This window comes from Shewanella aestuarii, assembly GCF_014647215.1.
GTDB lineage: Bacteria > Pseudomonadota > Gammaproteobacteria > Enterobacterales > Shewanellaceae > Shewanella > Shewanella aestuarii.
In genome coordinates, this window is sequence record NZ_BMOT01000004.1 from 75,213 (window position 1) to 89,584 (window position 14,372).

General features: G+C 42.8%; 13 protein-coding genes. 3 read left to right on the forward strand and 10 right to left on the reverse strand.

The window, feature by feature from the left end:
* Positions 1–6 precede the first annotated feature (6 nt).
* Positions 7–672 (forward strand): SDR family oxidoreductase, encoded by a 666-nt coding sequence (locus tag IEY03_RS07775; protein WP_188840794.1) that lies wholly within the window; start codon positions 7–9, stop codon positions 670–672.
* Positions 673–753: 81 nt separating this feature from the next.
* Positions 754–930, forward strand: a complete 177-nt coding sequence (locus IEY03_RS07780) for a helix-turn-helix domain-containing protein (RefSeq protein ID WP_188840795.1) — start codon at positions 754–756, stop codon at positions 928–930.
* A 125-nt stretch (positions 931–1,055) separates the two neighbouring features.
* On the opposite strand, the gene nqrF is transcribed toward IEY03_RS07780, so the two are convergent.
* The 9 genes from nqrF to IEY03_RS07825 all read right to left on the reverse strand — a co-directional run bounded on the left by nqrF (position 1,056) and on the right by IEY03_RS07825 (position 11,873).
* Positions 1,056–2,273 (reverse strand): NADH:ubiquinone reductase (Na(+)-transporting) subunit F, encoded by a 1,218-nt coding sequence (gene nqrF / locus IEY03_RS07785; protein ID WP_188840796.1) that lies wholly within the window; start codon positions 2,271–2,273, stop codon positions 1,056–1,058.
* A 65-nt stretch (positions 2,274–2,338) separates the two neighbouring features.
* Positions 2,339–2,947 (reverse strand): NADH:ubiquinone reductase (Na(+)-transporting) subunit E, encoded by a 609-nt coding sequence (gene nqrE, locus IEY03_RS07790; protein WP_188840797.1) that lies wholly within the window; start codon positions 2,945–2,947, stop codon positions 2,339–2,341.
* Between the two features lie 2 nt (positions 2,948–2,949).
* The gene (locus IEY03_RS07795; RefSeq protein ID WP_188840798.1) at positions 2,950–3,570 is read right to left on the reverse strand and encodes an NADH:ubiquinone reductase (Na(+)-transporting) subunit D; all 621 of its coding nucleotides are present in this window, start codon (positions 3,568–3,570) and stop codon (positions 2,950–2,952) included.
* A complete protein-coding gene (locus IEY03_RS07800; protein ID WP_188840799.1) occupies positions 3,571–4,341 on the reverse strand; it encodes a Na(+)-translocating NADH-quinone reductase subunit C in 771 nt (256 codons plus the stop codon).
* Positions 4,331–5,545 (reverse strand): NADH:ubiquinone reductase (Na(+)-transporting) subunit B, encoded by a 1,215-nt coding sequence (locus IEY03_RS07805; protein WP_188840800.1) that lies wholly within the window; start codon positions 5,543–5,545, stop codon positions 4,331–4,333. Before IEY03_RS07805 ends, IEY03_RS07800 begins: the two co-directional genes overlap by 11 nt.
* A complete protein-coding gene (locus IEY03_RS07810; protein ID WP_188840801.1) occupies positions 5,545–6,921 on the reverse strand; it encodes a Na(+)-translocating NADH-quinone reductase subunit A in 1,377 nt (458 codons plus the stop codon). Before IEY03_RS07810 ends, IEY03_RS07805 begins: the two co-directional genes overlap by 1 nt.
* Before the next feature lie 250 nt (positions 6,922–7,171).
* The gene (gene cydC / locus IEY03_RS07815; protein WP_188840802.1) at positions 7,172–8,872 is read right to left on the reverse strand and encodes a heme ABC transporter ATP-binding protein/permease CydC; all 1,701 of its coding nucleotides are present in this window, start codon (positions 8,870–8,872) and stop codon (positions 7,172–7,174) included.
* Entirely contained in the window at positions 8,869–10,635 is a 1,767-nt protein-coding gene (gene cydD / locus IEY03_RS07820) for a heme ABC transporter permease/ATP-binding protein CydD (RefSeq protein WP_188840803.1), read from the reverse strand. The genes cydC and cydD overlap by 4 nt, the downstream gene beginning before the upstream one ends.
* Positions 10,636–10,808: 173 nt before the next feature.
* Positions 10,809–11,873 (reverse strand): DUF3626 domain-containing protein, encoded by a 1,065-nt coding sequence (locus tag IEY03_RS07825; RefSeq protein ID WP_188840804.1) that lies wholly within the window; start codon positions 11,871–11,873, stop codon positions 10,809–10,811.
* Between the two features lie 282 nt (positions 11,874–12,155).
* On the opposite strand from IEY03_RS07825, the gene IEY03_RS07830 reads away from it, so the two are divergent.
* On the forward strand, positions 12,156–13,691 hold the full coding sequence (locus tag IEY03_RS07830; RefSeq protein WP_188840805.1) for a DEAD/DEAH box helicase: 1,536 nt from the start codon (positions 12,156–12,158) through the stop codon (positions 13,689–13,691).
* A 104-nt stretch (positions 13,692–13,795) separates the two neighbouring features.
* Here IEY03_RS07830 and IEY03_RS07835 read toward each other — a convergent pair whose 3' ends face one another.
* Positions 13,796–14,170: a hypothetical protein gene (locus tag IEY03_RS07835; RefSeq protein WP_188840806.1), complete on the reverse strand. Its 375-nt coding sequence runs from the start codon at positions 14,168–14,170 to the stop codon at positions 13,796–13,798.
* Positions 14,171–14,372: the final 202 nt, after the last annotated feature.

Sequence of the window (14,372 nt, forward strand, 5' to 3'; positions counted from 1 at the left end):
TCATAAATGATAGCTGCGATCGTAGGCGCAACAGGGTTAGTCGGAAAATCGTTACTAGAGTTATTACTAGACAGCGAAATTTATCAAAAAGTCTATGTACTGGGGCGCGCTAAACCCCAACTTGCCGCGCATCATTGGGGCGAGGAAAAACTCCACTACATTGCATGTCAGTTAGATGAACTGCATGAAATTGAACTGCCAGACACAGTCGACCACGCCTTTTGTTGCCTAGGTACCACAATCAAGCAAGCTGGAAGCCAACAAGCCTTTATTGAGGTTGATAAGCTGGGCGTACTGGCCTTTGCAAAACTGGTGCATAAACAACAACACCCAAAACTGGTTTTTCAAGTAATAAGCGCCCTTGATGCAAGCCCAAAATCCAGTATTTTTTATAATCGAGTTAAAGGTGAAATGGAGCAACAACTGACACAGTTACACTTGCCTCATTTACATATTTTTCAGCCCAGTTTATTAATAGGCCAACGAGAAGAAAGCCGCCCAGCAGAGCAAATTGGCCAATGGCTATTCGCTTTTACGTCATTATTTTTTATCGGCCCTTTACTGAAATACAAACCTATTCATGCCACTGACGTTGCCAAAGCCATGTTTGAATACGCTCAAACAGCCATGCCACCTCTGGCCATTATTGATAATAAAACCTTGCATCAATAACGCATTTCCCAACGTTTCATTGCAGATTGTCTATACTAATAAAAAACAAACATCGAGTAATATTTACTGCCGGAGAACACAATGAGCGATAAATTATTAACCCTTGAAGAAGTGTGCAAAATTTTAGATAAAAGCCCTGCCACAATTAAGCGTTACGCTAGAGAGAACCTATTATCCAGCCACCAGGATGGTGACGAACTCACTTTCCCCGAAGGTGAAGTTATGCGCTACTTAGATTTTTCTAAACGTCTAGGTTAATGCTAACGGAAAACTCCCGGCAGCACTTTAGGTAAAGATCTGATTCAACGATATAAAAAAAGGGAAAGCTATGCTTTCCCTTTTTTGTGCTATTTAACTGGCGATGCTAGCGTCTGTATGTGGCCTTAGTCACCAAAGTCATCAAGAAGAATGTTTTCTGACTCAACACCTAGACTTTCCAATAACCCAATAACCGATGAGTTCATGATTGGAGGGCCACACATATAAAACTCACAGTCCTCTGGTGACTTATGGTTTTTAAGGTAGTTCTCAAATAATACATTATGAATAAAGCCCGTATAACCAGTCCAATTATCTTCAGGTAATGGATCTGACAGAGCAACGTGCCATTCAAAATTATCATTTTCAGCCGCCAGCATATCAAAATCTTCTTTATAGAAAATTTCACGCTTTGAACGAGCACCATACCAGAAGGTCATTTTGCGTGTGGTTTTAACCCGTTTCAACTGATTAAAAATGTGCGAACGCATGGGGGCCATACCCGCACCACCACCAACAAAAACCATTTCGGCATCGGTTTCTTTGACAAAGAACTCACCAAATGGACCTGAAATAATCACCTTGTCGCCGGCTTTTAAATTAAAGATATACGATGACATTTTGCCCGGTGGTAAATCATCAGATGGCGGCGTAGCAATACGCACATTCAACATGATCCGACCTTTTTCATCGGGATAGTTTGCCATTGAATAAGCTCGTAATACGTCTTCATCAACCTTTGATACGAGTTTGAATAAATCGTATTTTTCCCAATCATCACGGTACTCAGCTGGAATATCAAAATCAGCATAGCGGACTTCATGCGCTGGTGCTTCAATTTGAATATACCCACCCGCTTTAAAGAGTACCTCTTCACCCTCAGGCACTTTAAGCAGTAATTCTTTAATGAAAGTCGCTTGGTTATTGTTTGATATAACCTCACACTCCCACTTTTTCACGCCAAAGATTTCTTCATCGATTTCCAACTCCATGTCGCTACGTACCGCGACCTGACAAGCCAGACGACAACCTTCTTTGGCTTCTTTTTTGGTAATATGTTCAAGCTCTGTAGCAAGAATATCGCCGCCACCAGACTTTACGGTGACACGACATTGCCCACAAGTACCACCGCCGCCGCAGGCCGAAGGAATAAAGATATTATTCCCCGCTAATGCGCCCAGCAGTTTATCTCCCGCTGGGGTGCGAACAGCCTTTGACTCATCATCATTTATGCCGATGGTCACAGCACCTGTGTTCACTAATTTACTTTTGGCGACTAAAATCACCATCACTAGCAGGCTTACCACTATGGTAAACATGCCAATACCAATTGCCATTTCCATTAAATGCACCTTCTCATTAATCTGTCATTCTGCTGTAAGGAATTCATATGCTGTTTCCCAATGCTTTACAGCGTAATGCCAGCGAAAGACATAAAACCTAATGCCATCAAACCTGTGGTAATGAAGGTAATACCAATACCTTGCAGGCCTTCTGGAATTGCGTTGAACTTCATCCGTTCCCGCAATCCCGCCAATAATACAATCGCCACAGCCCAGCCCACTGCACTGCCCGCAGCAAACACGGTTGATTCAGCTAAGTTATAATCGCGGTTAGCCATAAAGATCACCCCTGCAAAAATCGCACAGTTAACCGTCAATAGAGGTAAGAAAATACCTAGGCTCTGGTACAAAGTTGGGATGTACCTTTCTAAGAACATCTCTAAAATTTGTACTAATGCTGCAATCACACCGATGAAGGTAATTAACTGTAAATAGCTGATATCAAGATCTGCCATTCCAGCCCATGCCAGCGCACCAGGCGCAAGCACATTGACATAAATGAGCTGGTTAATTGGCACGGCTAGCATCATGACCACAATCACAGCAATACCCAAACCAAAAGAGGTGGAGACCTTTTTTGATACCGCTAAAAACGTACACATACCCAAGAAAAACGACAGCGCCATGTTGTCTATAAAAGCTGCTTGGATAAATAGATTAATATAGTGTTCCATGCTTATCCTCGCTTACGCTGAACAACGTTAATGGCCCAAATCATCACACCAATCAAGAAGAAAGCGCTCGGTGGTAAAGTGAACATTTCGTTAGGTAAATACCAACCATCATTCGCTACCGTGGTAAATATCTCATGGCCGAAGAGTGAGCCTCTACCTAATAGCTCACGCACAAAGGCAACCCCAAGTAAGATGACGCCATACCCCATGGCATTACCAACAGCATCGACAAATGCCAAATGCGGCGGGTATTTCATCGCAAATGCTTCCGCGCGCCCCATGATGATACAGTTAGTGATGATCAAGCTTACAAAAACAGATAACTGTTTTGACAGCTCATACGCCACATCTTGTAGCACCATATCCACGATAATGACCAAAGAGGCTATCACCGTCATTTGCGCAATAATGCGCACACTGTTTGGAATAAAGTTGCGGATGGTTGAAATAATCAAATTAGAAAATACCAACACGAATGTTACCGCAAGGGTCATCACTAATGCGGTTTGCATTGAGTTACTGACCGCAAGGGCTGAACACACACCTAACACCTGCATAGCAACAGGGTTATTCGCAAAAATTGGCGAAGTTAGTATGTCTTTTGTAGAAGTTGACCGACTCATTTACTTCACCTCCGTTTTGGCAAATGTGTGTAAAAAGTTTTGATAACCTTCAACACCAAACCAGAACTCAACCGCTTTTTGAATACCGACACCCGTTCTAGTGGCACCTGAAACGCCATCAACACCGTGTACATCACCCGCTTTGGCACCACCTTTAACCACTTTGATAGCAATCTTGCCTTTTTCATCAAAGAGTTTCTTACCTTGCCACAATGCATTCCATTCTGGGTCGGTCACAAAATCAGCGATACCTGGGGTTTCACCATGTTCATAAAACACAATATTCTTAATGGTGTTTAGATCAGGCTCTACCGCTAAGTAGCCATACATCATTGACCACAAACCTTTACCATAAATTGGCATAACAATACTGCTTAGCTTACCTTGGTCATCAAACACTTCAAAAATACGTACTTGATCTGCACGGCTTTTAATTTTGGCAGTGTCTTTTTTGGGTTTGCGCGAGGTTTCAGGATTAATCGCCGCCATACGGCCATCAAAATCTAAAATATTCTCTTGCTCAATGAACTGGCCGCTTTCTAAATCCACAAGTTTAGCTTGTACTCGGTTGGCAAATAATTCACGGAAATCACCTGAATTGCTTTCAACACCCGCCGCTTTTAACACAAACTGTTGTACTTCATCGCGCTTTTTAACCAGCTTTCTTTCTTTCAAAATCTCGGCTGTGCCAGTTATCATGAAAGAACACACTAAACTCAGGCTGATAATGAAAACCATGGTTCCCACTACTGAATCTTTTTTAAAGGCCATGGCGTTTTAGTCTCCGCTTGATGTTGGCTCTCGCCACCAGATAATCGAATAACGGTGCCCATAAGTTGGCAAATAAAATGGCTAACATAACGCCTTCTGGCAGTTTCACGTTAAGCACTCTGATCAATACCGTCATAAAACCAATCAATGCACCATAGGCATATTTGGCATTGCGAGTGTATGAGGCCGTTACTGGGTCTGTTGCCATAAACATCATCCCCATAGCAAAGCCACCTGTGACTAAGTGCCAAGTCCAAGGCATGGTTGCCATCGCATTTTTAGCAGGGCCAAATAAATTAAACAAAATAGCCGTGGCTATCATGCCCAATAACACCCCAGCAACTACACGCCAATCTGCTACGCGGGTCATCAGTAAGATGCCGCCACCGAGTAAAATAGCTAACGTGCTGGTTTCACCGATTGAACCGACAGTAAACCCAAAGAAGTTTTCCCACCATAATGGGTCACTTAATGCGCCAATCCAGCTCACATCTGCAAAGCTAATTTTATTCGCTGCAGCTAAGCCTAAGGTTGTTGCCCCAGAATAACCGTCTACCGCAACAAACTGGCTTATCGCAGCGACTTCTGTTGGATATGCAAAATAGATAAATGCATACCCCGCTAAAGCTGGGTTTAAGAAGTTGTATCCCATGCCGCCAAACATTTCTTTGGCAACAATAACGCCAAAACTAATGCCTAACGCCATGATCCACAAAGGTGTCGATACAGGTAAAATAAGCGAAAATAATAACGCGGTAATAAAGAAACCTTCATGTAACTCCTGGCCACGCATTCTGGAAAATATCACTTCCCAGAATAAGTTAACCAGTAAGGCAGTCAGATAAAAGGGTACGTAAAAGCTGGCACCATATGCGAATAAACTTAATACACCCGATTCAGACGTTAAGCCTGAAAACAGCATATTGAAAATCGCTAAATGCCATGATGCTGGAGCGGTTGCCCCTTCGATAATCGCCAGTTGAGCCTGCAAACCAATGTTGTACATACCAAAGAAAACGGCAGGTAATAAACACATACCCACAATATGCATAGTACGTTTTACATCAATCGCATCCCTTACATGAACCTGTCCTTTGGTGCTACGACCATGGGCAATCCATAACGAACGTAAGTATTTGCGCATCGAGTCGCCGTGCTCATAATACTTGTCTTGGGTTGACGGTTTTTTAATTGGCTTACTCATTAACCTTCCCTCTCGATAATATCTAGGCAAGCACGTAATTCTTTACCAAAATCATACTTTCCGGGACAAACAAAGGTGCATAGCGCAAGATCTTCCTCATCTAATTCCAGTGCACCTAATAACTGAGCTTCATCGGTATCACGAACCACAAGGTCACGAATAAGTAAGGTAGGTAAAATATCTAGCGGCATAACCCGTGCTAACTGACCAAATGCCATCATGGCGCGGGCAGAACCACCAGCATGGGTGGTGAAATCGAATAATTTTTTAGTGCGGCTAAAGCCCGACATCATAATGCCTGTTAAGCTGAATTTATTTTTATCGTTGCGCACCCAAGGTAACAATTCGTGTTTGTCATCTTCAGACAACACACAAATTTGATTATGGAAACGTCCTAAATAATCATATACACCTGCTGCGGTATGGCCGTTTAGCACACTGCCAGATACCACTCTAGAATGAACGTCTTTAATTTTATCTGTAACGATGGGCGTGAGTTGTGCGCCTAATTGAGTACGAATTAAGCATGGTTCAAGCACGTTAGGACCAGAAAAAGCCACTACGCGATCGGTATATAGCTCACCGGTCAAAAATAATTTGCCGTAAGCTATGACATCTTGATAACCCAAATGCCAAACCGGACGTTCAACGCTAGCAGGTAATAAGAAATGAATATGAGTGCCGACTAATCCAGCAGGATGAACGCCATTGAACTGATGAACTGAGACCTGTGTCAATTTAGCTGCAGCTTCTGCACTGAGTAAACAGGTTTGGTCGTCCTGACACAGAAACACCTGACCTTCAGTTAAATAACTCAGCACTTGTAAACCTGCTTCAAAGGCTTGGCTTTGTTCAGCAATAACAATGCGAGGATCAGCTGCAAGTGGGTTGGTGTCGATAGCGGTGACAAATATGCCCGCAGGTTGACTGTCTAACTGGGGCACGCGAGAAAATGGCCGAGTACGTAATGCCGTCCATAAACCGCTGTCGACTAAGTTATCTACCACTTGCTGGCGAGACAATTGGCTTAAGTCATCATAGCAAGTAAAGCTTTTCGCTTGTTGCACTTGATCGCATTCGATCACCACAGCTTGCAAAACCCGCTTTTCACCGCGTTGTATCGCGCTGACTTTGCCGCTAGCTGGCGCAGTAAATTTGATCCCTGGGGTTTTCTTATCTTCAAAAAGCGCTTGCCCTTTGATGACATGATCACCTTCCTCGACCAACATGGTAGGTTTTAAACCTACATATTCTTCACCTAATAAAGCTACGGTAGTGGCTTTTTCACCGTCAAACACTTGCTGAATGGGCTCGCCTGCAATAGGCACATCCAAGCCGCGTTTAATGGTTATTATTTGGTTTGAAACACCTGCCATTTGTATCACCATCAAGAAAAATTCGATGAGTAATTTTAAATCTTTGCTAATGCTAATGTACGAACCCAGATCACACTAACGAGGTATTGTGTAATTTTAAAACATGATAATTGGCGACTATTGTGAAGCAGATCACTTGTGGGGCTTAAGAATACAAAAAAATGTCATTTTTACTACAAAAACAATATCCATCTTAGTAGGTAAAATAGCCTCGCCTAAGCCCGTAGATTAAGGGTTTAGGCGGCTCATTTTAACAAGGCAATGGAAAACTTTGTAACTTACCATCAATAAGTTGATAACAGCCATCCATTTGATTTAGTGCTGTGGTGCGGTGACTTATCATCAACACAGTTTTATGTTCTGCAAACGCAAATAAAGTGGCTAGAATTTCGCGTTCAGTATGCTTATCTAAGCCTTCTGTGGGTTCATCAAGCAAGAGTAATGGCGCATCACGAAGCAGTGCTCTGGCAACACCAATACGCCGTTGCTCGCCGCCGGATAACTGCCTACCACCCTCACCCATCCACATGTTCAACGGTTTATCTCCCATTAACAAATGACCTAAACCCACTTGTGACAGCACCTGTTTTAGTTTGTCATCGTGTGCAGAGCGTTTTTCATTAGCGATATAAGGTAATGCCAGCACTAAATTGTCTCGCAAGGTACCACTAAATAGGTGCACCCTTTGGCTGACTACCGACATTGCCGCGCGTAAATTTGCCTCAGTGTAATTGGTAATCGACTGACCATCTAAAAGTATCGAGCCTGCATTTGATTGCCACTCTCGGGTGATCATATTCAACAAACTGGATTTACCACAGCCTGTTTTTCCTAAAATTGCCACTTTGTCTCCCGCGGCTAATTTAAGATTGATCCCTTGTAATATTGGCTGATTTTCTTGATAACTAAAATGTAAATTACAGATATCTAATGCCCCTGTTTGGGCAATAACATGCTGCTCTGTAGCAAACTGCACCGCAGGAGCTTGTTCAGTTAGCCCACTGACTCGCTCAGCAGCCAGCACGGTACTCGATAAATGTTGAAACGCTCCAGCTACTGGCATCATCATTTCTAAACAGGCCATAGTGGCAAACACTACCATCGCAAATAAGGGACCTGGAGGAACTGCCTCACCGACACCTTTTGCGGCAACATATAACATCAACAATACCGCAAAACCATTGGTTAGAATTAAGATAGCTTGGCTTAATCCGGTAATTTTTGCCATGGTCAATTGGCTGCTAAAAAAGCGATGTTGTTGTTGATATATTCTGGCTAAATAATCTTGATTCGCTGCAAATAAACTTAACTCAGCCTGCCCTTGGATCACATCAAGCAGTTGCACTCTAAACCTTTGCTTTGTTTCAATTAACGTCTGGCCAGGCACTTTACCTAATCGATAAAAAACAGCCGGCAACACCAATAAAACCACCAGCAAAAAACCACAAAGTGTTAACGCTAAACTTGGATCAAACCAGGCAATGAATACGTATAGCGCAGCTATCATTAATAATGATGCGCTCATTGGGATCAGTAAACGTAGATAAAGATGATCTAAGGTATCGATGTCGGCAACTAAGCGATTCAATAAATCGCCTTTTCTTAGGCCCTGTAAATTGGCGGCACTAAGAGGTAATAACTTTTGCCACGCCCAAACGCGTAAATCAGTTAATAACTTAAATGTTGCCTCATGGGTAGCCAAACGCTCACCGTATCGACTTGCTGTGCGAGCTATCGATAAAAAACGCACTCCACCTGCTGGAGTGAAAAAATTAAAAGATTGTGCTGTCAGTACAGTTAAACCCGCAACTGCTGTGGCAGATAAAAACCAACCAGATAAAGATAACAACCCGACCCCAGCCAACAGAGTAATAAAGCTGAGCAACAAGCCCGTTACCATCATTAACCACTGGCGCCGGAACAGTTTTAGAAAAGGAAGCAAGACCTTCATACGTTGGCCTCCTGTTGGATCAACTGATAAAACTTGCCCTGTGTGGCCATTAATGAGGTGTAATTTCCCTGCTCAATCAACAACCCTTTATCAAGCACGATAATGCTATCAAAACTCGTCAATTCTTCGAGTTTATGGGTCACCATAATCGCGGTGTTATCGGTAATGGCTTGCGAAAGCGAGTCCATCACGGCATTTGCACTTTGTTCATCTAAACTGGCTGTCGGTTCATCCAGCATAAAAACACTGGCTTGCTGACTCAGTGCTCTGGCCAATGCAATACGCTGAGCTTGTCCAACCGATACCCCTGATGACTGATCGCTAATCATAGAATGTAATCCTTGGGGATGTTGCTGCACAAAATCGGCAAGGTGCGCTTTTTCAAGTAAATCCATGATCGCCGACTCACTCAAATCAGCTCTACCTAAAGCAACATTTTCGGCAATCGTGCCATGAAATAACTGCGGGTCCTGGCCTAACCAGGCAAGATGCCTGCGCCAATGGGTCATACTGATTGTGTTAAAGGGTTTGCCATTAATCAGTAACTCTCCCTTGTAAGGTAAAAAGCCCAACAGTGCTTGTAACAGGCTGGTTTTACCTGCACCGCTAGCGCCAACAACCGCAACATGTTGCCCAGCTTTGATTTGAAATGACACGGGTCCAAGTAGACACTGTCCATCTGAACTCATTACCCTTAAATTATTGGCAACAATGTCGACCTGACGAAGATCAATCATCTCATCGCCGGATTGCGCAGCTGTATGCGTTAGCGGGTAATCAAGTAATTCAACTAATGACTCTGCGGCACCAATAGCTTGTGCTTTTGCATGGTAATGGGTACCTAAATCTCTCAGGGGTTGGTAAAATTCGGGGGCTAATATCAGTACAAACATACCGGTAAATAAACTGATTCCTAAGCCATAATGGCCAAAATCTAGATGGTGTAGATAACTAAAACCGAAATATACTGCCAATACGGCAATGGATAACGCAGCAAAAAACTCTAACACGGCTGAACTTAAAAAAGCTAAACGTAAAACCGACATAGTGCGGCTTCTAAAATCTTCTGACGCCTGATGAATTTGGGTCACTTCCGCTTCACCACGATTAAACAGCTTTATCGTGGTTAACCCTTGTAAGCGATCCATAAAGTGGCCACTTAAACGGCTTAGGGCGGTAAAGTTTTTACGGTTGGCATCAGCAGCGCCCATTCCGACTAAAATCATAAACATTGGGATTAACGGAGCCGTTGCTAATAACACTAAACCCGCAGCCCAATTTAATGGAAATACCACCACTAAAATACACAGGGGGATGAATGCCGCTAACATCATTTGTGGCATATACTTGCTGTAAAAGTCATGTAAATCTTCGACTTGTTCAAGCACAATACTGGCCCAGGCACCTGCGGGCTTACCTTTAATAAACGCCGGGCCTAATGCCACCAACTTATTTAACACGGCTTGCCTTATGTCTTGGCGTAACCGCTTACCAGCCTCAAAGCTAAATCGTTCTCGTCCATAAGCTAAACCCGCTCGAGCAATCAGCAAGGTGGCTACGCCGATAAAATAGGGCATTAATTGATTAACGGCTAGCTCTGCCATAATCACACCCTGTAGAATTTGGGCTATGCAGTAGGCTTGACCAATAATGGCAACACCGTTAAGTAAACCACAAAGGATAGCGAGCTTTAGGTAAATACCGCATGCAGATTGCTGAGACTTAAGCCATTTAGCTAATGTCTTTTCTAACGACTTATCCATGAAACTCCAACAACATTTCTTGATGCCAAACCATAATGATTGGCAAAAAGAAAACAGATTATAAACTAGATAAAATAGCGTGTTAGCAAGCAGTATCGCAGTAGTGGCTTATCTAATACAGTTGATCAATTAATAATGTTAACTGCCGCACAGTTTATGAGAAGTCCCCTTAATTAATCTAAGGGAATAGCGCCGTATTTTACTAATACATGCCATAACAATTTTAAATCTTGAATTTTTTTAGCATGGCTGGAGCGCTCGCTCCAGCTAGTAGGTTGTTTGCACAAAACATAAGCTGCGTCGCCAATAATGGCAGCATTGATAAGCTGTTCTTGAGCAACGGCATGTGCCACATTAGGCATATTTGCACCGCGAAAATCACTAGGCACGTCATCAAGCAGAAGTTGATAGCCGCCGTGCCAGGCTAATTGAATATCATACTCGTCGCATAAAGCTTGTAACGATTCGCCTACTTGAGTTTGTTTAAAACTTGGGTCAGCTACCAACATGTCGATGTCATCATCTAACGACACTTCACCATGAATTTGAGCTTCAATATAATGATCAAGGTTACAGCTAGGCTGTCGCTTAAATCGGCCTTCTAACGAGTCGGCTAATTCAGCCACTAGGTGATCAATCAATATTGTCGGTTTAAGCCCTGTGATCCCCAAAGCATAATGGCGCTCAAAGCTTTCACTTAATAATGCCGCCAATACACCATCAAAACAGTTAATGGTGCCTTTCTCTTTAGGTAAGCGATACGAGTCCATATAACTAAAAGTACAACGAGACAATATTTGCGGGCGGGTGACAAAATAGCAACTGCCAAAACGAGGCGCTGGCCCCAATGCACACAACCCTAAATCTAAAGCACCATATTTAGGACGATGCTTAATGCCTGAATAGCATTGGCCAAATAGCTGGTTCTCCCAATGATCCCTTGGACCGCCTAACTCTGGAGAAAGCTGACCGTTGGAAATATGCGTCTCAAACTGACTTTTGTAGTGACCGTCTTTAATCAAGCCATCAACCACTTTTAAGCCGCGACTGTCTAATCTATCGGGGTGAAAATGCAATGCCACTCGCCCATGCTGTGTTAATTGGCGCATAGCCACTTGTAAAGTATGGGTAGAAATATTAGACATTAACAGCACATTTTTAATTAACGCATGGGCAGGATCGCGAAGCCCTAAAGCGATCTTTTCAATATGTGTGAGTGCCGCTAATTTTGAAGTCATTGATGCCTTAATAGCAAATAAGATGAAAATAAACGCGAAATAAACCAAAGTGAATGCGCAATAATCGACAGCCGCATCACAGTATTTGGATTTTAAAATGCACCAAGTAATTCATTGTATGCAATATTGCATCATTTCGCACTGATGATTAACACTTTTTCACCCTTTGCTACAATGTGTTTTAATAGCACTGGTAAGGCTTTTCAGGTAAGATGCACGCCCGCCGATATTGGCCACCTTTAATATATTTAACCGCTTAGGCTGTTAATTGAGATGTAATCTATGAGTTTTGAAAACCTAGGACTAAGTGCTGCAATTTTAAAAGCAGTTGCCAAACAAGGTTATGACACCCCATCCCCTATTCAAGCCCAAGCCATTCCAGCAGTGTTAAAGCGCCAAGATGTCATGGCCGCAGCCCAAACCGGAACCGGTAAAACAGCGGGATTTACACTACCAATCCTCGAATTATTATCTCAAGGTACTCCTGCTAAACGCGGTTATGTACGTACTTTAGTATTAACGCCAACCCGTGAACTAGCAGCGCAAGTACAAGAAAGCGTGGCAACTTACGGTAAGCATTTACCGCTTAAGTCTGCCGTGGTATTCGGTGGGGTTTCTATTCAGCCTCAGCTTGCGGCATTAAAAAATGGCGTGGATATTCTGGTTGCGACACCAGGCCGCTTATTGGATCTATATCAGCAACGTGCAATTAACTTTGATCACCTTGAGATCTTAGTGCTTGATGAAGCCGATCGCATGTTAGACATGGGCTTTATTCGTGACATCCGTAAAATTCTGTCTTTCTTACCAGCGAAGAGACAAAATTTGATGTTTTCGGCCACGTTTTCGGATGAAATACGCGAACTAGCCAAAGGCCTAGTGAACAACCCAGTTGAAATATCGGTAACGCCAAGAAACAGCACAGCCAATAGTGTTGAGCAAAGCATTTATGCATTAGATAAAACGCGTAAATCAGCGGCATTAATTGAACTCATAAAAATCAATGATTGGCATCAGGTGTTGGTGTTTTCTCGTACCAAGCATGGCGCAAATCGTTTAGCCAAAAGTTTAGAAGCCGCAGGCATCACAGCCGTTGCAATTCACGGTAATAAAAGTCAAACAGCACGCACCAAAGCGTTAGCCGACTTCAAACGTGGCGCAGCTCAAGTGATGGTTGCCACCGATATTGCTGCACGCGGTATTGATATCGACCAACTCCCGTTTGTGGTTAACTTCGACCTTCCTCAAGTGCCTGAAGACTATGTTCACCGTATTGGCCGTACGGGTCGTGCGGGTGCTTCAGGGCAAGCTGTTTCGTTAGTAAGCGAAGAAGAAGGTAAATTATTACGTGACATTGAAAAACTGATTAAACGTCAAATTACCCGTAATGTCTTACCGGGTTTTGAAGCCAACTTTAATCTTGCTGACACCCAGCTTAGTGGTGGCGCAGCGAAGAAATCGACTGGCCGTTCAACCAGTTCACGTACAAAAAGCTCTGCCTCTGGACAGGATAATAAAATTCACCAAAGAAGAAGCAATAATAGTGAGCCCAAAAGCCACAGTAGTAATACATCGTCTGAAAGCGCAGCAACAAAAAGCCGCCCACCTAGACGTAAAAAGCCATTGGTTGATTTAGGGCCTAAATTTGCTAATAGAGCGCAAACACCAAAAACGAGTGAACCAAAAGCCACTGACACTAAGGCGAATAAGCCAAATAATCCTAAGCCACAAAAAGCACCAACTGGCGAAGGCGCAGCGTCAAAGCAAAAGGTAGATCCTTATGTCAATGCAAGATTAAAGCTAAAGTCGAAAGAGTAAGCTTAAATCGGGCAAGCACCGAATCGCAAAAATGAATTAAAAATGGAGGCCTAGGCCTCCATTTTGTTATTTAACCTGTCTTAGCTGAGCGATAAATCTAAAGCTTATTTATCGTTATAGTCTGAAATGGTAACCCGCTCTTGATTGGATAAACGTATTTCAATGCCGTCCACTGTGGTTATTTTTCGCGCGTGGATATCTTTTTTACGTACTTGATATTGGCTCGACATCGCTTCGATAGGCGAGCTAATTTGCACAGTAACTATGCGATTATCGTCATATAAGTTCCATCCCCAAAAAACCGCCGTAGACAACATAGAGAGTGCAATTACGCCATAAATAATCACTTTATTCGTTAGAGGATGCTTGGTTTGTTCAACTATTGCTTGTTGTGTTTTAGTGGGTGTTTTTCTGCCGCGACGTAAATAAAATAACGCCCCAATAATCACCAATAGTGTGACTAAAATTTTAGTTAGCACATAAAACTCCTTTTAATAAGAAGTACTATTGTACATAAAAACCATCACAATACTGTGACGCTTACACGCATTAAAGAGGCCTGCACTCTACCGATATTGAACAAGACTAAAAATGGTGAGAGTTATTATTAATAGGAAAATGATGCAGCAATTCAAACCGTTCTAAAAGGCAAAATATTGGCAGTATTAAAACCCTTTAAAC